Genomic DNA, 24,100 nt, shown 5'->3' with positions numbered 1-24,100 from the left:
ATGGGATCAGTTAGGATCAAGATGGTTGCACACCCTTGGATCGGATCTCCTCGGTGCGTTTTATGACATATGAAACGGAATCGGCCAGGTCGAACCAGGTGGTCTCCATGGCCTCCATAAATACCTTCCCTTCTTCGGTCAATACATAATACTTCCTGGGAGGCCCCGAAGAGGATTCCACCCATTTGTATTCCAACCAACCCGAATTTTTCAAACGCGTCAATAATGGATACAAGGTCCCCTCTACCACCATCATCCGGGCAGAGGTTAACTCATCCAACATATCTGAGGCATATACTTCCCCCCTCGATATGATGTGCAGAATGCAGAATTCGAGAATCCCCTTACGCATCTGCACCTGGGCATTTTCTATGTTCATATCTCTTTCATTTAAAATAAGGCAATTGCTTGTTCATGGCTAATAGCGGCAAACGTGTCCTTTTGCACGACTAATAATACAAAGGTATACACAGGTACTTTGTGATGCAAGGTACTGTGCTAATTAAAAGATGGATTCCTGTTGAATGGCTCAATTTCAGGATAAATGGCAGATATATTTACGCACCCATTTAAAATTCCAAATAAAACCATAAATTGTCTATATCTAAATCATATTATAACTACACACCTATGACACCAAAAATTAGTATCATAGCCGCCATGAGTGAGAATCACGTTATTGGTCGCAACAACCAATTACCTTGGCATCTACCTGACGAATGGGAAAATTTCAGGAAAATTACCGACGGAAAAGCCTTTGTAATGGGCCGCAAAAGCTACGAAGCACCCGATGCCCTACACTCGACCTATAAAAATGTCGTGCTCAGTCGCCAGCAGACCGAATTCTCGGGGGCCATTAGGACCGACAATTTAGAGCGTGCTCTGGGTATACTGCACGATGAGGAGGAGGTATTTATACTCGGTGGGGCGAGTGTCTTTAAGGAGGCCATTCTTTTGGCCGACATCCTCTATCTGACGGTCGTTCATGCGCAGCTAGATGGTGATGCGTTTTTCCCAGAGGTTGGGCGCGACCTTTGGCGGCTCGGCACGTCGGTCTACCACGGTGCCGACCAGTCCCATGAATACGCTTTTTCAATGAACATATTTACCAGAAAGCAATAATATACCCCAGAAAAATAGTAACTTAATAGCCTATTAGTCTATTGGTTATGAAATGGATCCCATCGATTTCTGGCATAGCTATCGTTATCCTCCTGTTGGGGGACTGCTTACTGCTGCAGGGACAATCTGTGGACCCCCAGGGATGGATTAACACGGGCCAACCTTATCTAAAAATATCCGTTTCAAAAACCGGTTTTTACCGAATAACTTCTAAGGAACTCGTGCTGGCCGGTATTGAGGTTAGCGACCTGCCTATGGCCAACTACCGCCTCTACCGGAGGGGGCGGGAATGCCCCTTACAGATCACCGAAACCGACTCGGGCAGGCTTAGCGACCTTGTTTTTTATGGTGAAAGAAATGATGGCGCCAACGACATTTCGCTTTATACGAGCCCAACAGCCATGCCACATGCCTACTATAGTCTATACTCCGACACGGCCTCCTATTTCTTGTCCTGGCACCCGGTTCCCACACCTGCCCTACGAATTCGTCAGGAGCCTCTATACCATATCCAAGAGGCGTTGGATTTTCATTTTGAACAAAGCCTCCAGCTCTTTAACAGTCATTATCCAGCTGGTCAGTTTTATCCGGCGGAGAGCAGCTACCCTACTGGGTCGGTGCGTACCGCTTACGATACTGGAGAAGGCTGGACGGGCCCGGCCATAGATCCCTCCACAGGCCAAACGCTAACTTTGGCGCTTAACCAAGCGGTAAACTCCCGGTTTCAGCTATCCCAAGTGAAAGTAATGATGGTAGGGCTCGGGGCAGGTTACCATCAAGTTGATTTTTATATGGGGAGCGGCCCCACCCCAGGTCGTTTCCTAGGCCAATTAGACTGGGCCAATTACGAAACGGCCACCTTCCAAACCACCCTGCTGCCCGAAGATATCGGGGCAGATAACAAAATAGTCTTAATGGCCTTTCCACTTAGTGGCTCTACGTCCATTTCGTACGTTCAATGGAGCTACCCGCAATATAGCCACCTACAGGACAGCACGGCTCAAAAAACGTTGTATTTCCAACAATCAGCCGCTTTCAATTGGCAGGTAATAGCCGATAGCACCTGGACGTATTATTCAATAGGCGAAGGAGGAGAAGTCAGTAAGCTGCAAGCTGGGCCGACAGGCATAGCCACCCACTCGAGGCAGATCGTGGCGGTCAGGAAGTTTATGAAAATAGCGCATATCCAAAAAGTAGTTTTCGATCCCATCGACTACGTGGCCGCCGATTACCTCATCATCACCCACCCTAGCTTGCGTAAACCCATAGCAGGAACGGATCCGGTAAGGGCCTACGCCGATTATCGCGCCTCAGCCCCGGGGGGCCACTTCCATCCGCTTGTTATGGATATACAGGAGGTGTTCGACCGATTCAATTATGGAGAATCAAGCCCCCTAGCCATCCGCCAGCTGATCGGCTGGTTGGCAGAGCGCAGCCCCTTAAAATATGTATTCCTGATCGGCAAATCCATAGATCCTCAAACGGCCCGAAAACTCGCCCAACCCCGAAACATCGATATGATCCCGAATGCGGGCTGGCCCGGATCGGACATCGCGCTGAGCATGAACCTGAATGGCAGCGGTACTTTTATACCCCTCATCCCTATAGGAAGGCTCAATACCGACCAGTCTCAGTCCGTTATGGATTACCTACAGAAGGTAGTAGCCTTGGAATCCGAAAAAAAAGCGGCTAGCTGGCGGAAACGTATCCTACATTTGAGTGGGGGAAGATCGCGGGCCGAGATTTCGGTCTTTCGAGAATATGTCGATCGGTTTGCCGAAATACTCCATCAAAGCAATCTGGCACCTCAGATCGAGACCCTGTCTAAGGTTTCGGAACGGGCAGTTGAGCAGATCGCCATCGACGGGCCTATTAACCAGGGAGTGGCCCTCGTAACCATGTTTGGGCATACGGGCTTAAACCAAACAGACCTCGATATAGGTTTCGCTACCGACGCCCGGCGTCATTATCAGAATGCCCCCTACTACCCGGCTTTGTTGGTCAATGGATGCGCTACAGGAAATATTTTTTATAGGGAAAAAACCATTACCAACGATTGGATATTGGCTCCAGAAAAGGGCGCCGTATTGGCCATTGCACACACCCATAATGGGCGGACAACATCGCTCCGGCGCTACAGCCAGAGCTTCTATGAGGTCCTGGCCGACTCCAATTTTAATAGCCAAGGGTTTGGCGATATCCAAAAGGAGGCCATAAGCAGGTATATGAACCGGAATTCGAGCATCTACGATGGCATAACGGCCGAACAAATGAACCTGCAGGGCGACCCTGCCATAGCCATCTTCCCGGCACAAAAAGCGGACTACACCTGGTATAACCATCGGATGACCATAACGGATGAACGCGGAAATCAACCCACTACCTATAGTGACTCGCTCGTATTGCGGGTAAGTTTGGCAAATTTTGGAAGACTAAACCCCGACTCGGTTGCTATTTCTGTTAGCCGGACTTCTACCCGGCAGGCTGTCTTTCACCATCATTCTCGTTATCACTTGAGCCGTAATGCCCAAACATTAATGATCCGGATTCCCAACGTTTTCACCGAAGCCGGATTAGAATCCTGGGAGCTGACCATAGACCCTGAAAACCTCATCGATGAGGAAAACGAAGACAATAACCGATTCACCTTCCCGCTATATTTACCCTTCGGCGGCGCCACCCCCTTGCTCCCCACTACAGGCTTTAGTACCAATCGTACCCAGGTCGACCTCATTGCTCAAGCTCCGCACGACCAAGCCGACGGGACGGTCGTGTTCCAATGGGCTAATGACAGCTCGTTTACTAAAAACCCTCATATACAGTCTATCGTAGCGAAAGCGCGATTGGCAGACTGCCGCATCCAATTACCCCCCGGCTCGCTTACCTATTGGCGGGTATGGATGAACGGCGATGTAGGCAGGCCTTCTCCTCCCAGAGCCATCCATCACGACCCGGGGATAGACGCTCCCCCACAACCTCCCGAAATAATGGCCTTAGCCAAGTCAAAAACGACCTCAAGCTTACTGGAAGGCGGCACTTTCACGACTACCGTAGAATTTCTAAATATTTCGCCTACTTCCTTCTCCGACTCCGTCAGCATCAGTACCACGGTCAGAAATGACGATCGAATAGAAGAAATGATCCAAATAATAGCCCCCATAAAAGGAAATGAACGTATAACTTACCCTGTAGGGTACCAGAGCCTAGGAAGAGTGGGACTCAACGAAGTAACGGTTACGTGTAACTCAACCTATTTACCTGAGGCATATTTTCATAATAACACACAGGAGTTTTCCTTTGAGGTAATACCCGACGGCGTTCCACCGACCCTACAAATATGGCTCGACGGGCAAATTCCGGTAAATGGGGGCCCGGTAGCCCCGGGAGCCGAGCTACTCATAGCCCTCCGCGACAATAATAATTCCCTTCCCCTTACCGACACCACTGCCATCCTATTATGGCTCCAGAAGGACTGCCCGAACTGTTTCCGACAAAGGGTGTATTTCAACGAGGCTTCCTGGGAGCGTCTCCCGAATGGCACGTTGCTGATCAGGCTTCACCTTCCTACAACCCTGGACGAGGGTAGCTATTACTTATTGGCCTCGACCAAAGACCAAAGTCAGAACTGGGCTCAAGACTATGAAATTTATTTTAGGGTACAGCAATCGTGGCGCTTGCAAAGTTTCCAAGTAAGCCCCAACCCGTCTAAAACCCTTTTCTTTTTCGAGATGATCATGGAAGGGACTTGGGAACCAGCCCCTTTTCACCTTCATATACAGGATATCTGGGGCCGCAGCATCGCTCATTTTACTCAAAAAATACATGTAGGAAGCAACCGGCTCGTTTGGGAGCCAGGCTATCGACCTACCGGAATATATCTTTATAAATTTTATCCTGCCGATACTTCTAGGCCATGGCCTGGCTTCCCCCGAGTAGGCCGCCTACTCTACCTACCATAACGGCCATGGATACGATGATATCTTTCAGCAATCATTCCAAGTACAATACCTTACTAACAGGGCTATGGCTAGTCCATGCCTTGATGGTGGGGTTACTCATTGCAATCAACCCCAACCATTATACTACCATCGATTCACATGTTTACCTTTCTTCGGCACAAAACCTGTTGGAAGGACATGGATATGTATTGATGGAAGGGGAGGGATACCGCTGGAACAGCACCTTCCCACCGGGCTATTCCCTATCCATAGCCTTAGTGGCCCGGCTGACTAGCCTGGAAGTACTCTGGGCCTCAAAGATCGTTAACCTACTTTGCTCAGCGCTTTTACTCGTTTTTATCCGCATCCGTTTCGGGCCTAGGAAGGCATTACTCTTGGGGAGTTTTTTGGTGTGGGGGCCCTTCCTTCGGCTGTGGGCCCATACCTGGTCCGAACCATTGTTTATATGCGTACTATTGATTTGGGTGGATCAGTACCAGCGGTATCAAAAAAATGTTGGGACCATTCAGTTTGGAGGATTGTTACTATGCGGCTTTACCCTTTTAAGCATTCGCTATGCGGGTATCTTCATCGTTTTGGTAGCGTTATTCCATAGCTTCCAAGCCTTGATGGACCATAAATTTCGACGGTACCATGGGCATCTACTACTGCTGTCGGGGATATGGACCTTGGGATTGCTGGGATACTGGCAGGCCAACCTACACTGGTCGGGCGAGCGATATGGTGGTGAAAGGATCCTGCTAGATGGTGCTCTATTTGAGAACATTCGACTTTTCGCCGCAGGCATATCCAAGTCCCTTCTGGGCTACGACATCGAGGCTACGGCTGAGGTTACCTTAGCCAACGTGTTGGCCCCCATGAGGCTACTGTTGCTCATTGGGATCGGTTTTGAAGTTAAAAAAAACAAAATCCCACTTCCTAACAGGAGATCATTTTGGCCATGGGGAACCCTGAGGGTTGGTTTTACTTACTTGATTTTTTTGTTTACCTTGCGGCTTATTAGCCCTTTCGATGCTCCGGGCTACAGGCTACTGGCACCGTTTATGGTTTTAATATGGTGGGCCCTTTTATATTGGTTGGCCCAGCAGAAGCCCAACGCCAGAGTCGTGACCTTAGGCCTTTTATGGATTATTCTGTCATGGGTACAGCTTATTCCAGGTACCAACCTAAGAGGCCAACTACTGCTGGTAGAGAATATATGGTGGGACGGGATTTTGAGGCATTGCATTTTGCCTTAAAAGTTTCATCAAAACTTCTTATTTTTGTAAAGTCTTTAAACAAAATTTCCTTGAAAGAATACGGTAGTAACGTACAAAAGCTAGCCGATCAGATCGTAAGAATGGAAGATCGGGCCAAACGCACCTTATACGCGCATATCTTGGTGGAACTCATGCGTCAAATCCATCCGAACATGAGGGATAACCAAGACTATACCAATAAGCTATGGGACGACTTGTACATCATGTCGGGCTTTGAACTGGACGTAGACAGTCCCTATCCCCCACCATCCAAAGAATTACTGGGCAAGAAACCCCTTACTGTAGGCTACAATCAGCATAATCTTTCTTTCCGCCATTACGGAAGAAATATCGATTTGCTGTTAGAGAAGGCCATTCAGGTAGAGGACCCCGAAGATAGGCTCGCTTTTGTTTCCTATATTTTTCGCTTGATGCGTTCCTTTTTCAATACTTGGAACAAAGATAACCCAGAAGATCACGTGATTATTGGGCAATTAGAAAGACTTGCGAAGGGGAAGTTGGCGGAAGAAATCGAGCATATCAAAACCAAAGGCCCTGTGGAGTCGACTCCTAAGGACAGGAACACCAATGTTCATGAACGCAACAGAGCCAACCAAACCAACTTTAGGGCACCCAATCAGGAGCGCCACGGGTCTCAAGGCCAGCAGAACCGAAACCGGCCCAATAACAAATACAAAAATAACCGGAACCGCAAAAAAACAAGCATGTAATGCATGTAAGGGTTAGCAACAACATCCGATCGTTTTGAGAAGATGTTGTTGGTACGTTCCACACCACCCATATATCTCGTTCTTCATACTTATTCATTTCGCTTAACATTATCATGGCGTCTTTCAAAATCACTGGAGATCAACGTCTCAAAGGAGAAATAATACCCCAGGGAGCAAAAAACGAGGCATTACAGATCCTCTGTGCTGTAATGCTTACCCCCGAGGTGGTTACCATACATAATATCCCAGATATCCGGGATGTCAATCAGCTCATCCATTTATTAGGCGACCTAGGGGTTAAGATAAAAAGGTTGACTCCTTCATCGATCCAATTTCAGGCCGACGATATCCATCTAGACTATCTGGAGACGGAAGAATACCGTGTAAAAGCCGCAGCCTTAAGGGGGTCGGTGATGTTGCTAGGGCCTATGCTCGCCAGGTTCCGTAAAGGGCGTATTCCACGGCCAGGAGGCGACAAAATTGGCCGCCGTAAGATGGACACTCATTTCCTGGGCTTCGAGAAGCTAGGAGCCACCTTTAGCTATGATCGAGAAGATGGTGGGTTTTACAAGGTCGATGCCGACAATCTGAAAGGTACCTTTATGTTATTGGATGAAGCTTCGGTAACCGGAACTGCCAATATATTGATGGCTGCGGTGATGGCCGAAGGGGAAACTACCATATACAATGCCGCTTGCGAGCCTTATCTACAACAATTGGCTAAGATGCTCAACCGGATGGGGGCCAAAATCACCGGTATTGCCTCCAATTTGCTACGGATAGAAGGGGTAACGGCGCTGAAAGGCACCGAACATACCATCTTACCCGATATGATTGAAATTGGTAGCTTTATTGGCCTTGCCGCCATGACCCAATCAGAAATCACGATTAAAGATTGTAGGATTGCTGAACTGGGCATCATACCCGATGTTTTCAAAAGACTAGGTATCCAAATGGAGTTTCGGAATGACGATATCTTTATCCCAGCTCAGGAACATTACCGCATCGAAAACTACCTGGATGGCTCTACCCTATCGGTAGCAGATGCTCCCTGGCCAGGGTTTACGCCCGACCTGCTCAGTATTGTTTTGGTAACGGCGATCCAGGCCCAAGGAACGGTACTGATCCATCAAAAAATGTTTGAAAGTCGGTTATTCTTTGTGGACAAGTTAATAGAAATGGGCGCACAGATTATTCTTTGCGACCCGCATAGGGCCACCGTGATTGGGCATAACCGCGAAACGCAGCTTAGGGGTATACGGATGACTTCTCCCGACATTCGTGCGGGGGTAGCCTTGCTTATTGCGGCCATGTCGGCCAAGGGCGTCAGCATCATCGATAATATCGAGCAGATTGACCGCGGATATCAATACATTGACACCCGCCTAAATGCTATAGGAGCCGAAATTATACGGTTGTAGCCATATTGCTAAGGCATAGTAAAGGGTTGACTGAGCGGCATAGGCCGACCAGTTGACCCTTTCTTTTTATAGTTACCTATCCTAGCTTATGCTTCTCCACCAGGCCCTCCGAAACTAATCGGGAAGTTGAACTGATGATCGGCATCCTGGGAATTCTGAATAGGGCCATATTGGTCCTCATATTTGTCAATATTGTCCTTCAGAGCGGCTATAAGTCGTTTGGCATGTTCGGGAGTAAGAATCACCCGAGCCTTCACCTTAGCCCTGGGAACACCGGGCATCAGACGGATAAAGTCCAGAATGAATTCACTACTCGAATGGGCGATCATGGCCAAGTTAGAATATACTCCTTCAGCCATTTCTTCGGAAAGCTCCACATTGATCTGCTGTTCGTTTTCCTTTTCTGATTCTTGCATTTGTTTATAGGTTTGGGGCCTACCAAAACGGAATATCTTCCGTTTCTTCCTCCTTTGATTAAGATTGCTCGGCATAAATTTAACAATAAATACCTAACCAGTCATCAAGAGCACAAAATATCGACAGCTGGCTTTGGGCATAAAAAATGCCGACCCTGATGGGGGCCGGCATTTTTCGTTTATATCAATCGCTTTGGTTACGCTATCTCACGTTTTTTGCGTGCTTGCTTTTCCCTCGATTCTGTCAAGGCATCGAACTCCTCTTTAGAGCCCACCATTAGGTTTACGTATTTACGCATACCCGTTCCGGCAGGGATCAAGTGACCTACGATCACGTTCTCTTTCAATCCTTTCAATTCATCGCGTTTACCCCTTACGGCGGCTTCACTCAGTACTTTAGTAGTCTCCTGGAAAGAAGCAGCAGAAACGAAACTTTCGGTACCAAGCGATGCCTGAGTAATCCCCATCAAGGTGGGCTTAGCCACAGCGGCTTGGGCATCCCGGGCAACCACGAGTTTCATATCGCGGCGTTTCAGGCTCGAGTTTTCATCTCTTAGGCGACGCACCGTGATGATCATACCAGGTTTCAGCGTCTCTGAATCTCCAGCATCTTCCACTACCTTCATATCGATAATCTTATCATTTTCCTCACGGAAAACAACGCGGTCTACTGGCTGCATCTCTAGGAAGTTGGTATCACCGGCATCCAAGATCTCTACCTTCTGCATCATTTGGCGAACGATACACTCGATGTGCTTATCGTTAATTTTCACCCCTTGCAGACGGTATACTTCTTGAATCTCGTTTACCAAATACTCCTGAACGGCTGTTGGCCCTTTGATAGAAAGGATATCGGCAGGGGTAATGGCTCCATCAGAAAGTGGATCTCCAGCCCTTACGAAGTCACCATCCTGAACCAGGATATGTTTCGAAAGCGCTACCATGTAGCGGCGTTGAGTACCATCTTTGGATTCTATATGAATCTCCCGATTACCTCTTTTTACACCACCATACGATACTACACCATCAATTTCGGTTACTGTAGCAGGGTTAGAAGGGTTACGGGCTTCGAAAAGCTCGGTTACCCTCGGCAGACCCCCAGTAATATCGCGGGTCTTTCCTACCACACGAGGTATCTTGGCAAGTGGTTGACCAGCCTTAACGGAAGTACCACTCTTCACTACCAAACGTGCTCCTACCGGAAGGTTATAACCTTTTTCGGTCTGATCCTTCAGAAGGGTACTCTTACCCGTCACAACGATGGCCGGGTTCTTGGTTTTATCACGAGTTTCGATGATCACCGACTCCTGGAAGCCTGTCTGCTCATCAAATTCTTCCCGATAAGTAATACCTTCTTCGATGGCATCGAAAGATACCGCTCCGGTAAATTCGGAAAGGATAACTGCGTGATAGGGATCCCAGGTACATAGTTCTTGTCCTTTGGATACCAACTCCCCTTCTTTTACCAATAACTGCGCACCATAAGGTACGTTATTGCTGATCAAGAGTTGCTTGGTTTCCGGATGAACGATCTTCACCTCACCCGAACGACCCATTACTACTGTAACGTCATCGCCTTCTTGATTGACAGACTTCACCATCCTCAAATCCTCGAACTGCACCATCCCGTCGAATTTCGACTTGATATTGGCATCTACAGAGATGTTGGAGGCCGTACCACCGACGTGGAAAGTACGAAGGGTAAGCTGTGTACCTGGCTCACCGATCGACTGAGAGGCGATAACCCCAACAGACTCTCCAATGTTGACCATCTGGCCCGAAGCAAGGCTGCGTCCATAACACTTGGCACATACTCCATTACGAGTTTCACAAGTCAGTACCGAACGTATTTCTACGGTCTCGATGCTGGTCTCGTCTATATAATTGGCGATCTCCTCGGTGATCTCCCCGCCCGAAGCTACGATTAGTTCGTTGGACAAAGGATCGTAGATATCATGAACACTTACCCGGCCCAAAATACGCTCAGACAGTGGTTCTACAATGTCTTCGTTGTCCTTCAAGGCGGCGATCTGAATCCCACGAAGGGTTTCGCAATCGGTTTCCACTACCACCACATCCTGAGCCACATCGTGCAAACGACGGGTTAGGTAACCTGCATCGGCCGTTTTCAAGGCGGTATCTGCCAGACCTTTCCGCGCACCGTGGGTAGAGATAAAGTACTCCAATACATCGAGCCCTTCTTTAAAGTTAGAAAGAATAGGGTTTTCGATGATCTCTCCAGCACCACCAGCAATGTTCTTTTGCGGCTTAGCCATAAGACCCCTCATTCCACCTAGCTGGCGGATCTGCTCACGAGAACCACGAGCACCGGAGTGCATCATCATATAGATGGAGTTAAATCCACCCTGATCGGTCTCTAGTTGCTTCATCAAGGTCTCGGTAATACGAGAGTTGACCCGCGTCCAGATATCAATAACCTGGTTATATCGTTCGTTCTCGGTGATAAGACCCATCAAGTAGTTGCTCCAGACATTTTCTACGTCTAGTTTCGCTTGCTCAATAAGTTTCTCTTTTTCATCGGGAACCATTACGTCGTTCAATCCCATAGACAAACCACCTTTAAAGGCCATTTGGAAACCAAGTTCTTTGATTTCATCGAGGAACTGCGCACAACGAGCCACCCCAGCCATCTTAAATACATGGCCAATGATTTGTTGAAGTTTCTTTTTGGTCAACAACTCGTTGATATACCCTACTGACTCAGGAACGGCCTGATTGAACAGGATACGTCCGGCCACGGTATCAATAATTTTATCTGCGAAAGTACCGTCATCATTACGGACTCTTAGTTTACATTTGATGTTGGCGTGCTTCGAAAGCTTGCCTTCATTAATGGCGATAATGACTTCATCGGGACCATAGAATATTTTCCCTTCACCCATAATCGGATATTCCGGAGTACTCACACGGCCTTTGGTTACATAATAAAGCCCCAACACCATGTCTTGGGAAGGTACCGTAATAGGCGCTCCGTTGGCAGGGTTAAGAATATTATGCGACGAGAGCATCAACATCGAGGCTTCCAAAACGGCTTCCTGACCTAGCGGCACGTGAACGGCCATCTGGTCACCATCAAAGTCAGCGTTGAATGCCGTACATACCAAGGGGTGCAACTGGATCGCCTTACCTTCTATCAGCTTAGGCTGGAAAGCCTGAATACCCAGACGGTGAAGTGTAGGAGCCCGGTTGAGCAACACAGGGTGCCCTTTCAACACGTTTTCCAAGATATCCCAAATCACAGGATCCTTACGGTCTACGATCTTTTTGGCCGATTTCACCGTTTTTACGATTCCCCGCTCAATAAGCTTACGAATAATAAAAGGTTTGAAAAGCTCTGCAGCCATATCCTTAGGCAAACCACACTCGTGTAGTTTTAGCTCAGGACCAACCACAATAACCGAACGACCCGAATAATCGACACGCTTACCAAGTAAGTTCTGACGGAAACGTCCTTGCTTACCTTTCAACATATCGGAAAGAGATTTCAAGGCACGGTTACCTTCAGACCGCACTGCATTCACCTTACGGCTGTTGTCGAAAAGGGAATCCACAGCTTCCTGCAACATCCTTTTCTCGTTACGAAGGATCACTTCTGGCGCTTTGATTTCGATCAGACGCTTCAAACGATTGTTACGGATAATTACCCGACGATACAAATCATTCAAATCGGAAGTAGCGAAACGTCCACCATCCAGAGGCACCAATGGGCGAAGTTCTGGCGGTATAACGGGCACCATGCGTATCACCATCCATTCGGGACGGTTTTCGATACGGGTGTTCGCATCCCGGAAGGCTTCTACCACTTTCAGGCGCTTCAAGGCCTCTGCCTTACGCTGCTGAGAAGTATCGGTAGCGGCTTGGTGACGTAGCTGATACGACAGCTCGTCCAAGTTAATCCGGTTCAGAAGCATCTCCAAAGCATCGGCTCCCATCTTAGCAATAAACTTGCTAGGGTCGGTGTCGGGCAGCATCTGATTTTCGCGGGGAAGCTTATCTACGATATCCAGGTATTCGTCTTCAGTAAGGAAGTCCAGATAGCCCACGCCATCTTCTTCTTTCACTCCCGCCTGTACTACGGCATACCGCTCATAATAGATAATCTGGTCCAATTTCTTGGTCGATAATCCCAGTAGGTAACCAATCTTATTAGGTAAGCTACGGAAGTACCAGATATGTGCTACAGGAACCACCAGTTCAATATGGCCCATGCGCTCACGACGTACCTTCTTCTCGGTCACTTCTACTCCACAACGGTCGCAGATAATGCCTTTATAGCGAATACGCTTATATTTTCCGCAATGACATTCCCAATCCTTTACAGGACCGAATATCCGTTCGCAGAATAACCCACCCATTTCCGGCTTGTAGGTACGGTAGTTGATGGTTTCAGGCTGGGTCACTTCACCAAAAGAGCTCTCAAGGATAGACTCTGGTGAGGCCAGACTGATGGTCATTCTGGAAAAATCACTATTTAATTTTTTGTTCTTTTTGAAAGACATAATAAAAAGTCGTTTGTCTGTTAGTCGAAACTCAATCTGTATTTCATTTCTGGCGCCTTTCGGCGCCACGACTAAAAATTAGTCCAGCGTAATCTCCAATGCTAATCCACGAAGCTCGTGAACCAGTACGTTGAATGACTCCGGAATATTGGGTTTCGGAAGGTTCTCTCCCTTCACGATCGCTTCATATGCTTTGGCACGGCCAACTACATCATCAGACTTAACGGTAAGGATCTCCTGAAGGATATGGGATGCACCGAAAGCTTCGAGTGCCCACACTTCCATTTCTCCAAAACGCTGTCCACCAAACTGCGCCTTACCACCCAACGGCTGTTGCGTAATGAGCGAGTACGGTCCAATAGAACGGGCGTGCATTTTATCGTCGACCAAGTGACCTAGTTTCATCATATACATGAGACCTACAGTTACTGGCTGGTCAAATTGCTCCCCAGTCAAACCATTGTATAGATAGGTACGTCCCCATTCTGGCAATCCGGCTTCGGCAAGCTCAGCGGCTACCTCGGCTTCTGTGGCTCCGTCAAAGATAGGAGTCGCATAGCGACGGCCTAGTTTTAGACCTGCCCAGGCCAAAATAGTTTCGTAGATCTGACCGATGTTCATACGAGAAGGTACCCCTAGTGGGTTAAGCACGATATTTACCGGCGTACCGTCTTCAAGGAATGGCATGTCTTCGTCGCGAACGATACGAGCTACTACCCCTTTGTTACCGTGGCGACCCGCCATTTTATCCCCTACTTTCAGCTTACGTTTTTTGGCAATATACACCTTGGCAAGCTTCACAATACCTGCTGGCAGCTCATCTCCTACTTCCAGGGCGAAGCGATCGCGCTTAAAGCGTCCCATCAATTCGCTACGGGCGTTGAGATAGTTTTTCAACACCAAGGAAACTTGTGCATTCACACCGGCATCTTCCGTCCAATTGTCGGTAAGTACGTCTCCGATCAAGTTTACCTCTTCGGCTACTGCATACTGGCTTTCGTCGCGGTATGGGTTGTTGGCTGGGAACAAGTTCTCCGAGATATTTCTCACGTTAAACTTCATTCCTTGGCTGATAAGCTCATCCCCAAACTTGTGTTTGACACCCTGGCTGGTCATACCATCCACGAGTTCAACTAGTTTGTCGATCACCCGGGCACGCAAGGCGGTAAGGTCACGGCTGTATTTTTTCATTAACAGGCGTAGCTCATCCTTGTGCTTAGCACGTTCTTCTTTGGTAGGACGAGAGAAGAGCTTGGTGTCTATAACGACGCCCTTCATAGACGGTGGAGCCTTCTTAGAGGCATCCTTCACGTCGCCAGCCTTGTCGCCAAAGATGGCACGAAGTAGCTTCTCCTCAGGAGTAGGATCGGACTCTCCCTTAGGAGTAATCTTACCAATCAGGATATCTCCTTCTTTAATTTCAGTACCTACTTGAACGATACCATTTTCGTCCAGATTTTTTACAGTCTCCTCACTTACGTTAGGAATCTCCGCGGTAAGTTCTTCTTCACCCCGTTTGGTATCTCTTACTTCGAGTTCGAACTCTTCGATGTGGATAGACGTAAAGATATCGTCGCGTACCACCTTCTCAGAGATTACAATAGCATCCTCAAAGTTATATCCTTGCCAAGGCATAAACGCCACCAGCAAGTTACGACCCAAGGCTAGCTCACCCCCTTCGGTACCATATCCCTGGCAAAGGGCCTCCCCTTTTTTAACTTTCTGTCCTTTCAACACCATCGGCTGAAGGTTCAGGCAAGTATCCTGGTTGGTACGACGGAACTTCACTAGATCGTAAGATACGCTGTCGTCGATAAAGCTTACCAGACGGTCGGCATCAGTACGGTCGTATTTAACTACGATTTTGGTCGCATCCACGTATTCTATTTCGCCATCGCCTTCGGCTACTACCAAAGCACGGGAGTCCATAGCCACTCGTTTCTCCAGACCAGTACCCACGATAGGTGCCTGAGGACGAAGCAAAGGAACACCTTGGCGCTGCATGTTAGATCCCATCAAGGCCCGGTTAGCATCATCGTGCTCCAGGAAAGGAATCAAAGACGCCGCTACCGAAACGATCTGGTTGGCGGCCACATCCATATAAGAGGCTTGGGCCGGATCCACCATCGGAAAGTCCCCTTCGAAACGGGTTTTAATTTTTTCTACTGTAAAGTTCCCTTCTTCATCGACGGAGGCGTTAGCCTGAGCGATGTATTTGGAATCTTCTTCTTCAGCAGTCATATAAATAAGCTCCTTGGTCAGCTTACCATTGCCATCGATCACCCGGTAAGGCGTTTCGATAAAGCCCATTCCGTTCACCTTTGCAAATACACAAAGAGAAGAAATCAGACCAATGTTAGGACCTTCCGGAGTTTCGATCGTACACAAGCGCCCGTAGTGGGTGTAGTGAACGTCACGAACCTCGAAACCGGCTCTTTCACGGGAAAGACCACCAGGCCCAAGTGCCGACATCCGACGCTTGTGGGTGATCTCAGCCAATGGATTGGTTTGGTCCATGAACTGAGAAAGCTGGTTGGTACCGAAGAAGGAGTTAATAACCGACGACAAAGTACGGGCGTTAATCAGATCGACAGGTTTGAAGTCTTCATTATCCCGCACGTTCATACGCTCCTTAATCGTACGTGCCATACGCGCTAAACCTACGCCAAACTGGGCGTAAAGCTGCTCTCCAACGGTACGTACCCGACGGTTAGATAAGTGGTCAATATCATCGACTACCGCTTTGGCGTTGATCAGTCCGATCAAATACTTCACGATCGATACGATATCGCCAGTCGTCAATACGCGTACATCAAGGCTGGTATCCGATCCCAACTTTTTGTTGATACGGTACCGGCCCACGTCGCCTAGGTCATATCGCTTATCACTGAAGAACAAGCTTTGGATGACGTCGCGAGCGGTTTGCTCATCGGGAGCTTCCGCATTACGCAGCTGACGGTAGATCTGCTCTACCGCTTCTTTGTCGGAGTTAGAGCTATCTTTTTGTAGCGTGTTGTATATAATATTATAATCGGCCACGTTCATATCTTCCTTATGCAGGATGACAGACTTCTGGCCCGATTCTACGATAATCTCGATATCTTCTGGATCGATGGTCGAATCTCTTTCCAAAAGCACTTCATTACGCTGAATAGAAACTACCTCACCGGTATCTTCATCCACGAAGTCTTCCGTCCAGGTACGCAGTACCCTCGCAGCCAATCGGCGGCCGACGGCCTTTTTAAGGTTAGAAGGAGTAGCCGAAATTTCTTCCGACAGTCCAAAAAGGTCCAGAATATCTTTGTCGGAACCAAAACCAATGGCACGCAACAAAGTAGTAACAGGGAATTTCTTTTTACGATCGATATACGCATACATGACATTATTCACATCGGTCGAGAATTCGATCCACGAACCTTTGAAAGGAATAATTCTTGCAGAATATAGCTTAGAACCGTTGGTATGCTTGCTCATCGAGAAGAACACGCCAGGAGAACGGTGCAATTGAGAGACAATTACACGCTCCGCACCATTGATAACGAACGAACCCCGTTCGGTCATGTAAGGGATATTCCCTAGGAACACCTCTTGTTCAATGGTTTCGAATTCTTCATGATCGGCATCGTTACAGATCAACCGTAACTTTGCTTTTAGGGGCACGGCATAAGTAAGACCTCTGTCGATAGATTCATCTACAGAGTACTTAGGAGGCTCCAATAAGTAATCGATAAACTCCAACACGAAGTTATCGCGGGAGTCAGCAATAGGGAAGTTTTCGGCGAAAACTTTGTACAATCCTTCACCTGAACGGTCTTCAACGGATGTATCCAAACTAAAGAAATCGCGGAAGGCTTGCACCTGGATTCCTAACAAATCGGGATAATCCAGAACGGGATTGATCCTAGCAAATTTTTTTCTGGGTATTATTTGTGTAGCCAAGGCTATGTTTGATTTGGGTTAACAGAACAAAAAACAAAGCGTAGAAGTAACGAACTACAACACGCAATTGTACCAATTAGTTTAAAACCGCAATCGTATTGCCTCGTAGAGAACTTATAATAAGCGACCCCTGTGCTTCTTTTCTACGAGTAAAGAAGTGTTTCGGATCGGCCTATTGTAGAAGGAAGGCAGGACAGGCTACGATACCAGGGCCTGAACGCCAGTGAAAATATTCGAACCAGAAGGGAGGATGGCCGAATGTTAAAATGCAAATAAGAATAGACCTGACGGATCGCCAGGCCTATTCTATATTATCGTCAGGTGCTAAAACCTGTAGGGAAAATTACTTAACCTCTACTTCAGCACCAGCTTCTTCAAGTTGTTTTTTCAAAGCTTCAGCTTCGTCTTTAGCAACTCCTTCTTTAACTGGCTTAGGAGCACCATCAACTAGTTCTTTCGCTTCTTTCAAGCCAAGGCCAGTAAGGTCTTTTACCAATTTAACAACTGCAAGCTTGCTAGCACCAGCTGCTTTCAAGATAACGTCAAAAGATGTCTTCTCTTCTGCGGCACTACCTTCACCAGCACCGCCAGCAGGACCTGCCATCATCACTGCACCAGCTGCTGCTGGCTCAATGCCGTACTCATCTTTAAGAATTGTAGCCAATTCGTTCACTTCTTTAACCGTAAGGTTAACAAGCTGTTCCGCGAAAGCTTTCAAATCTGCCATTTTTATTTTTGATTTTGTGATTATACAATAAGAATGATTAAAAGGACTCTGGTTAAACAAATCCGGGGAGTCCCACCCGGTTACGCATGATATTAGTCTTCTTTTTCAGACAAAGTCTTAAGAATACCAGCCAACTTGTTGCCACCACTCGAAAGAGCAGAGATAACGTTTTTGGCAGGAGATTGCAACAATCCGATCACATCGCCGATCAATTCTTGTTTCGATTTCAGCGTGGTAAGAACTTCAAGTTGGCTTTCACCTACGAAAACAGAGGAATCTACAGAAGCTCCTTTGAACTTCAATTTATCCGATCCTGTAGTCTTTTTGAATTCTTTGATCAGTTGTGCAGGAACTTTACCTGACTCCGGGTGAAACATTACCCCAGAGAAACCTTTCAATACCTCGGCATCGAATGGAGTATAATCTGTATCTAATGTTTCTAGCGCTTTCTTAATCAGGGTATTCTTTACTACGCGATACTCGATACCTTTATCGAAGCATAAGCCCCGAAGGACGTTTACCTCACCTACGGACATACCGGCCGCAGAGGTAATATAAAAGTATGGCGTGTTCGAGAATTTCTGACTTAGTTCGTCAATAATTAATGCTTTCTCTTCCCGTGTCATATTATAATCCTGGAATCGTGTTTTTATCAATAGTAACACCCGGGCTCATCGTGCTAGACAAGTGAATGCTCTTTACATAGGTACCTTTGGCTGAAGAAGGTTTCAAACGAATTAACGTGTTGAGAACTTCTTGCGCATTTTGGGCTAGTTGATCGGTACCGAAAGATACTTTTCCAACACTAGCATGAATAATCCCTGTTTTATCGACTTTAAAATCGATTTTACCAGCTTTTACTTCCTTAACCGCTTTACCAACTTCAGGTGTAACAGTACCCGATTTAGGGTTTGGCATCAATCCACGTGGACCCAATACCTTACCTAACCTACCCACTTTTGCCATTACACTAGGCATTGTGATAATCACGTCAATGTCGGTCCAGCCTTGCTCTATCTTTTGGATATACTCATCAAGACCTACATATTCTGCTCCGGCTTCTTTCGCTTCTTCTTCCTTATCAGGAGTACACAAAACAAGTACCCGAACGTTTTTACCTGTACCGTGAGGCAATGTTACCACGCCACGTACCATTTGATCGGCCTTACGAGGATCTACGCCCAAACGAACGTCGATATCCACAGAAGCGTCAAACTTAGTATAGGAAATCGTCTTAAGTACATCCGCTGCTTGTTCAAGCGTATAATCTTGTTCCGCGTCGAATTTCGAAAGAGCTTCTTTTTGCTTTTTGGTCAGTTTTCCCATGTCTTTTTTTCTTTAGCGCAATTAAAATACGCTTAGTTGTTTTCTTCCCACGGGGCTTTGCCTGCTACAGTAATACCCATACTACGAGCCGTTCCCGCAATCATTTTCATAGCAGCATCAACTGTAAAACAGTTTAAGTCGGGCATTTTCGTTTCAGCAATCGTGCGTACTTGATCCCATGATACGGAAGCAACTTTCACACGGTTAGGCTGAGCCGAACCAGACTTAACTTTTGATGCATCTAGAAGCAAAATTGCGGCCGGGGGAGTCTTGATAATAAAATCGAAAGACTTATCCTTATAGTACGTAATAACTACCGGCAATACCGTTCCCATTTTGTCTTGGGTACGGCCATTGAATTGCTTGCAAAACTCCATGATATTCAAACCCTTGGCCCCTAATGCGGGTCCAATTGGAGGTGAAGGATTGGCTTGACCACCCTTTACCTGAAGTTTGACGTATCCACTTATTTCTTTTGCCATTGTTTTGGAATTTGTCGGTTCATTGTTCGATCTAACGGCTCACATGCAAGTGGAAGCTTACCCTGCCCGTTATTTCAATCAACTATCCTTTTCTACTTGTGCGTAACTAAGTTCCACGGGTGTATTACGCCCGAATATTTTTACAACTACATTGAGTTTTTTCTTCTCATCGAACACCTCTTCCACTACGCCGATAAAGCCACTGAAAGGCCCATCGACCACCTTGACGGTCTCTCCTTGTAGGAACGACAAGCTCGGTGCCTCTTCTTCCTGATCGGCCTCTTCGAACTTACCCAGGATACGATTGATCTCCGACTGCCTCAAAGGCACAGGAACTTTGGAGTTACCCTCCGAATTCCCTAGGAAACCGATCACCCCAGGTATACTGGTAATGATGTGCAACACTTCCCCTTTCGATAGGTCGGCAGAAATAATGATGTATCCAGGAAAGAAATTTTTCTCACGCACCCGCTTTTTGCCATTCCGCATCTCATAAATCTTCTCCGCTGGGATCAGAATCTGGGGAACGAACTCGGACAAGTTTTGTCGTGAAATTTCATTCTCTATGTAGGACTTGATTTTTTTCTCCTGTCCTGACACAGCTCTCAATACAAACCAATTTAAACCACTCATACCTTCTGGGGGATTGTCTTCTTAAAAAGACTGATAAAACAGCTTGAGGGCGTTCTCAAATACAAGATCCATCACGCCTACCACTAAGGCAAAAATAAGAGATCCAACTAGCACCAATGTCGTATTCGACTGAAGCTCCGAAAAGCCTGGCCACGTAACATGCTGGGTGATTTCTTCCCATGATGCCTTCAAAAATGAAGTAAATTTTTCCATGTTTCCTATTTACTTATTGGCACGGGTGGAGAGATTCGAACTCCCATCAACGGTTTTGGAGACCGCTATTCTACCCTTGAACTACACCCGTATATTGTGCAAACCAAAGTTTCGGGCTGCAAAGATACTGAACTACATTATAAAAAACAAGTGCATTTCGACTGAAATGCACTTGTTTTAAAATATTTATCGAAGATTAGTCAAGAATCTCAGTAACCTGACCAGCACCTACGGTACGTCCACCTTCACGAATCGCGAAACGAAGACCTTTTTCCATAGCAATCTTGTTGATCAATTTCACTTGGATAGTGATGTTATCTCCAGGCATTACCATCTCTACTCCTTCAGGAAGAGTGATCTCTCCTGTTACGTCTGTAGTACGGAAATAGAACTGAGGACGATATTTGTTAAAGAATGGAGTGTGACGTCCACCTTCTTCTTTTGAAAGTACGTAAACCTCTCCTTTGAATTCAGAGTGAGGCTTTACAGAACCTGGCTTACAAATAACCATACCACGACGGATATCCTCTTTGTTGATACCACGAAGCAACAAACCTACGTTGTCACCCGCTTCTCCACGGTCAAGGATCTTACGGAACATCTCCACCCCTGTTACGGTCGATTTCAAGTTCTCAGCTCCCATACCCAAGATATCTACAGGCTCTCCAGAGTTGATCACACCACGCTCGATACGACCAGTAGCTACTGTACCACGACCAGTGATCGAGAATACGTCTTCTACAGGCATCAAGAAAGGAAGATCAGTCATACGTGGAGGAATTGGAATGTAGCTATCTACAGCATCCATCAAATCCACGATGGTTTTAACCCATTTCTCTTCTCCGTTCAATCCACCTAGGGCAGATCCTTGGATTACAGGAATGTTATCTCCATCATATTCGTAGAAGCTCAAAAGCTCACGAATTTCCATTTCTACAAGTTCAAGAAGCTCAGGATCGTCTACCATATCCACTTTGTTCATGAATACAACTAGCTGAGGTACACCAACCTGACGAGCCAAAAGAATGTGCTCACGAGTCTGTGGCATAGGACCATCTGTAGCCGCAACTACGATAATCGCTCCATCCATCTGCGCAGCTCCAGTTACCATGTTCTTCACATAATCCGCGTGACCAGGACAGTCAACGTGTGCATAGTGACGATTAGCCGTCTGGTATTCTACGTGCGATGTATTGATGGTAATACCACGCTCTTTTTCCTCAGGTGCATTGTCAATAGAGGAGAAATCACGTTTCTGTGAAAGCCCTAGATTAGCCAATACTGTAGTAATTGCCGCTGTCAAGGTAGTTTTACCGTGGTCAACGTGCCCGATAGTACCAATATTTACGTGGGGTTTCGAGCGGTCAAACGTCTCTTTTGCCATGTCTTAAGTACGCTAAAATTAAGTTATTACGAATTTATTAAACACTATATGATGACTCAACATAGGGTCTAGCCAGATTCGACTTTATCGGCCCTATCGGAATCAAAATTTTCTATGAGCCATTGAGGGGATTTGAACCCCTGACCTCTTCCTTACCAAGGAAGTGCTCTACCCCTGAGCTACAACGGCAATATTTCAATTTCTATGTCATGAATATCGCTTCTGATATTCAAGTGCAGTTGCTCTCAAGAATTGCGATACTTACAGTTTCCTTACCAAGGAAGTGCTCTATCGTATCGACGAACCGCCCTGAGCTACACCGGCAATATTTCAATTTCAACTACCAATCCCTCTTTTGGCTTGGCTTACACTCGTCAGGTCTTGGAGAGTCGATTCGACTAATCGGCGACTCCTACCCCTTTAACAACCAAAAGCGATCAGCGAAAGGGTTCGAATGAATGTTTTCGCTGATCGCTTGACGGTGCTCTTAAAATTGAGCGGAAGACGAGGTTCGAACTCGCGACCTATAGCTTGGAAGGCTATCGCTCTACCAGCTGAGCTACTTCCGCAATCGTACTATGCAAAGATCAATAACTGGTAGTAATGAACTTTTTTCTTGCATATACTGTGGGGGCGGATGGATTCGAACCACCGTAGGCATACACCAGCAGATTTACAGTCTGCCCCATTTGGCCACTCTGGTACACCCCCTTTTCAATATTTCAACACAACCGTGAAAACCTCTTGTCTCACTTTTGGAGCTGCAAAATTAGGTTGATTTTTGATATTCTCAAACTGTTTTAAGAAAAAATTTTAAAGTTTTTTTTCCTAAATGTCGAAATATTGAACTATCACTCTGATTTACAATCGCTTATTAATTTATAATTTTATTCCAAAATTTATCATCCTTACAGACGGCCCATGGTTAGTACGGTATACTTCGTTTAAATCGTACTGAACAAAGAGATTCACGAAATTGCGGATACCTAATTCCGCACCAATCCCATAGCGCAAATCATTTACATAAAAATCCGAGCGCTCCTTCTGAATATCTTTAGAACCCTCTTGCCTTACCTTGGTATAGCCTCCTATCCTATAGCCGCCATACACCCCCGCACTGATATACGAAATAAGCGTCTTTGAAAAAGAAATAGTGGGCATCAGCGATAAATTCACGTAAGGAAGTACCAGCTTACTCTTTTTCAGGTCCAGAGTGGCCCCGTTCGAATCTGTGACCGGTACGAATTGGATCCTTTCGTTCCCTTTTTGAACGGTATTATCCCCTTCGAACATGAGGTTGTTCCAGGAAAAATCGGCCCCTAGGTCTAGAAAAAGCTTCGCATGCTCCCCTCGTACTATCGTGCCACTGGCTACATAGCCCAGCTTCACATATCGCGACCCGAAGGGTCGTAAATCATAATCCGATTTCACATACCCCGGCGTCGCTTCATTTTGAACGTAGGTATTGAAACCAAACGACAGATCGAACCCCTTTCTAGGACTGCTCCCTTTGGAATTTCTATAAAACTTATGCGTATGCTTTTTACCTTCTCCTTCGTCGTCATCCTCCTCATCCTCATTATCCTCATGCACCACCCGGTCTGTTTGGACGTGAATCCCATTAATATCGATCCGTACCGATTCATGAGCCTCCCCCTCTTTAATATACTGATACCTTTCCCCGTCGAAATTTTCGACAATCAAGGTAGTTCCTAATTGGCTGCTATCGAGGCGTATCTTCAAATCCCGAAGCAAGGCATTGATATCGTATTGCAATAATTTTTCCAGCTCTTTCTGATTCTCTCCCACGATGACCAGGCGAGTCTTATTTCCAATGCTAATGACGATGGAGTCCTTCCAGGCCGTCTGTACGCTGGTGGCAGGGTGCGCCTCACTCCGTACCAGGCCACAGATCAACAGCAGCATCCCAATTAAAATAACAGGTAATTTTTTCATGGCTAATAGTAGTTATACGTCTGATTTAATAAA

17 protein-coding genes and 4 tRNA genes are annotated in these 24,100 nt (G+C 46.6%); 5 read left to right on the top strand and 16 right to left on the bottom strand.

The window, feature by feature from the left end; translation table 11 throughout:
* Positions 1-16: 16 nt before the first annotated feature.
* On the bottom strand, positions 17-379 hold the full coding sequence (locus CLV98_RS01840; protein ID WP_109672298.1) for a PadR family transcriptional regulator: 363 nt from the start codon (positions 377-379) through the stop codon (positions 17-19).
* Between the two features lie 251 nt (positions 380-630).
* On the opposite strand from CLV98_RS01840, the gene CLV98_RS01835 reads away from it, so the two are divergent.
* The 5 genes from CLV98_RS01835 to murA all read left to right on the top strand — a co-directional run bounded on the left by CLV98_RS01835 (position 631) and on the right by murA (position 8,471).
* Positions 631-1,122 (top strand): dihydrofolate reductase, encoded by a 492-nt coding sequence (locus tag CLV98_RS01835; protein ID WP_109672297.1) that lies wholly within the window; start codon positions 631-633, stop codon positions 1,120-1,122.
* A 47-nt stretch (positions 1,123-1,169) separates the two neighbouring features.
* Entirely contained in the window at positions 1,170-5,081 is a 3,912-nt protein-coding gene (porU2, locus tag CLV98_RS01830; RefSeq protein ID WP_109672295.1) for a putative type IX secretion system sortase PorU2, read from the top strand.
* A 5-nt stretch (positions 5,082-5,086) separates the two neighbouring features.
* The gene (locus tag CLV98_RS01825; protein WP_109672294.1) at positions 5,087-6,319 is read left to right on the top strand and encodes a hypothetical protein; all 1,233 of its coding nucleotides are present in this window, start codon (positions 5,087-5,089) and stop codon (positions 6,317-6,319) included.
* Positions 6,320-6,369: 50 nt separating this feature from the next.
* Positions 6,370-7,050, top strand: coding sequence for a DUF4290 domain-containing protein (locus CLV98_RS01820; protein ID WP_170120658.1), 681 nt, complete (start codon positions 6,370-6,372; stop codon positions 7,048-7,050).
* Between the two features lie 113 nt (positions 7,051-7,163).
* Positions 7,164-8,471: a UDP-N-acetylglucosamine 1-carboxyvinyltransferase gene (murA, locus tag CLV98_RS01815; RefSeq protein ID WP_109672291.1), complete on the top strand. Its 1,308-nt coding sequence runs from the start codon at positions 7,164-7,166 to the stop codon at positions 8,469-8,471.
* Positions 8,472-8,557: 86 nt separating this feature from the next.
* Here the strand turns inward: murA and CLV98_RS01810 are convergent, their stop codons facing one another.
* From CLV98_RS01810 to CLV98_RS01740, 15 genes are all read right to left on the bottom strand, one after another.
* Positions 8,558-8,887 carry a DUF3467 domain-containing protein gene (locus CLV98_RS01810; RefSeq protein WP_109672289.1) on the bottom strand — a complete coding sequence of 110 codons (330 nt, stop codon included), beginning with the start codon at positions 8,885-8,887 and terminating at the stop codon, positions 8,558-8,560.
* Positions 8,888-9,084: 197 nt separating this feature from the next.
* Entirely contained in the window at positions 9,085-13,407 is a 4,323-nt protein-coding gene (gene rpoC / locus CLV98_RS01805; protein ID WP_109672287.1) for a DNA-directed RNA polymerase subunit beta', read from the bottom strand.
* A gap of 78 nt (positions 13,408-13,485) precedes the next feature.
* Positions 13,486-17,346 carry a DNA-directed RNA polymerase subunit beta gene (gene rpoB, locus CLV98_RS01800; protein WP_374755167.1) on the bottom strand — a complete coding sequence of 1,287 codons (3,861 nt, stop codon included), beginning with the start codon at positions 17,344-17,346 and terminating at the stop codon, positions 13,486-13,488.
* 343 nt (positions 17,347-17,689) lie between these two features.
* Positions 17,690-18,073 carry a 50S ribosomal protein L7/L12 gene (rplL, locus tag CLV98_RS01795; protein WP_109672284.1) on the bottom strand — a complete coding sequence of 128 codons (384 nt, stop codon included), beginning with the start codon at positions 18,071-18,073 and terminating at the stop codon, positions 17,690-17,692.
* Between the two features lie 92 nt (positions 18,074-18,165).
* Complete coding sequence (rplJ, locus tag CLV98_RS01790) at positions 18,166-18,699, bottom strand: 50S ribosomal protein L10 (protein WP_109672283.1); 534 nt, start codon at positions 18,697-18,699, stop codon at positions 18,166-18,168.
* 1 nt (position 18,700) lies between these two features.
* Positions 18,701-19,399, bottom strand: a complete 699-nt coding sequence (rplA, locus tag CLV98_RS01785; protein WP_109672281.1) for a 50S ribosomal protein L1 — start codon at positions 19,397-19,399, stop codon at positions 18,701-18,703.
* A gap of 32 nt (positions 19,400-19,431) precedes the next feature.
* Positions 19,432-19,881 (bottom strand): 50S ribosomal protein L11, encoded by a 450-nt coding sequence (gene rplK / locus CLV98_RS01780; protein WP_109672280.1) that lies wholly within the window; start codon positions 19,879-19,881, stop codon positions 19,432-19,434.
* A 78-nt stretch (positions 19,882-19,959) separates the two neighbouring features.
* Positions 19,960-20,514, bottom strand: coding sequence for a transcription termination/antitermination protein NusG (nusG, locus tag CLV98_RS01775; RefSeq protein ID WP_109672278.1), 555 nt, complete (start codon positions 20,512-20,514; stop codon positions 19,960-19,962).
* Positions 20,515-20,535: 21 nt separating this feature from the next.
* Positions 20,536-20,727 carry a preprotein translocase subunit SecE gene (gene secE / locus CLV98_RS01770; protein WP_109672277.1) on the bottom strand — a complete coding sequence of 64 codons (192 nt, stop codon included), beginning with the start codon at positions 20,725-20,727 and terminating at the stop codon, positions 20,536-20,538.
* Positions 20,728-20,744: 17 nt separating this feature from the next.
* A tRNA-Trp gene (locus CLV98_RS01765) sits at positions 20,745-20,818 on the bottom strand.
* Between the two features lie 105 nt (positions 20,819-20,923).
* Entirely contained in the window at positions 20,924-22,111 is a 1,188-nt protein-coding gene (tuf, locus tag CLV98_RS01760) for an elongation factor Tu (RefSeq protein WP_109672275.1), read from the bottom strand.
* A gap of 117 nt (positions 22,112-22,228) precedes the next feature.
* A tRNA-Thr gene (locus CLV98_RS01755) sits at positions 22,229-22,300 on the bottom strand.
* Positions 22,301-22,607: 307 nt separating this feature from the next.
* A tRNA-Gly gene (locus tag CLV98_RS01750) sits at positions 22,608-22,680 on the bottom strand.
* A 59-nt stretch (positions 22,681-22,739) separates the two neighbouring features.
* Positions 22,740-22,822 (bottom strand) — tRNA-Tyr (locus tag CLV98_RS01745).
* 168 nt (positions 22,823-22,990) lie between these two features.
* A complete protein-coding gene (locus CLV98_RS01740; RefSeq protein ID WP_109672274.1) occupies positions 22,991-24,067 on the bottom strand; it encodes an outer membrane beta-barrel protein in 1,077 nt (358 codons plus the stop codon).
* Between the last annotated feature and the right edge of the window lie 33 nt (positions 24,068-24,100).

Origin of the sequence: Dyadobacter jejuensis (assembly GCF_003149085.1) — a bacterium.
Lineage (GTDB): Bacteria > Bacteroidota > Bacteroidia > Cytophagales > Spirosomataceae > Dyadobacter > Dyadobacter jejuensis.
This window is presented reverse-complemented; position numbering and strand designations above follow the sequence as displayed.

What these genes read in the sequence shown, in the direction of transcription:
- CLV98_RS01840 (WP_109672298.1), bottom strand. Translation starts at nt 379, where the DNA reads ATGAACATAGAAAATGCCCAGGTGCAGATGCGTAAGGGGATTCTCGAA.
- rpoC (WP_109672287.1), bottom strand. Translation starts at nt 13,407, where the DNA reads ATGTCTTTCAAAAAGAACAAAAAATTAAATAGTGATTTTTCCAGAATG.
- CLV98_RS01740 (WP_109672274.1), bottom strand. Translation starts at nt 24,067, where the DNA reads ATGAAAAAATTACCTGTTATTTTAATTGGGATGCTGCTGTTGATCTGT.
- CLV98_RS01825 (WP_109672294.1), top strand. Translation starts at nt 5,087, where the DNA reads ATGGATACGATGATATCTTTCAGCAATCATTCCAAGTACAATACCTTA.
- rplL (WP_109672284.1), bottom strand. Translation starts at nt 18,073, where the DNA reads ATGGCAGATTTGAAAGCTTTCGCGGAACAGCTTGTTAACCTTACGGTT.
- CLV98_RS01810 (WP_109672289.1), bottom strand. Translation starts at nt 8,887, where the DNA reads ATGCAAGAATCAGAAAAGGAAAACGAACAGCAGATCAATGTGGAGCTT.
- secE (WP_109672277.1), bottom strand. Translation starts at nt 20,727, where the DNA reads ATGGAAAAATTTACTTCATTTTTGAAGGCATCATGGGAAGAAATCACC.
- rplK (WP_109672280.1), bottom strand. Translation starts at nt 19,881, where the DNA reads ATGGCAAAAGAAATAAGTGGATACGTCAAACTTCAGGTAAAGGGTGGT.
- rplJ (WP_109672283.1), bottom strand. Translation starts at nt 18,699, where the DNA reads ATGACACGGGAAGAGAAAGCATTAATTATTGACGAACTAAGTCAGAAA.
- porU2 (WP_109672295.1), top strand. Translation starts at nt 1,170, where the DNA reads ATGAAATGGATCCCATCGATTTCTGGCATAGCTATCGTTATCCTCCTG.
- rplA (WP_109672281.1), bottom strand. Translation starts at nt 19,399, where the DNA reads ATGGGAAAACTGACCAAAAAGCAAAAAGAAGCTCTTTCGAAATTCGAC.
- murA (WP_109672291.1), top strand. Translation starts at nt 7,164, where the DNA reads ATGGCGTCTTTCAAAATCACTGGAGATCAACGTCTCAAAGGAGAAATA.
- tuf (WP_109672275.1), bottom strand. Translation starts at nt 22,111, where the DNA reads ATGGCAAAAGAGACGTTTGACCGCTCGAAACCCCACGTAAATATTGGT.
- CLV98_RS01835 (WP_109672297.1), top strand. Translation starts at nt 631, where the DNA reads ATGACACCAAAAATTAGTATCATAGCCGCCATGAGTGAGAATCACGTT.
- nusG (WP_109672278.1), bottom strand. Translation starts at nt 20,514, where the DNA reads ATGAGTGGTTTAAATTGGTTTGTATTGAGAGCTGTGTCAGGACAGGAG.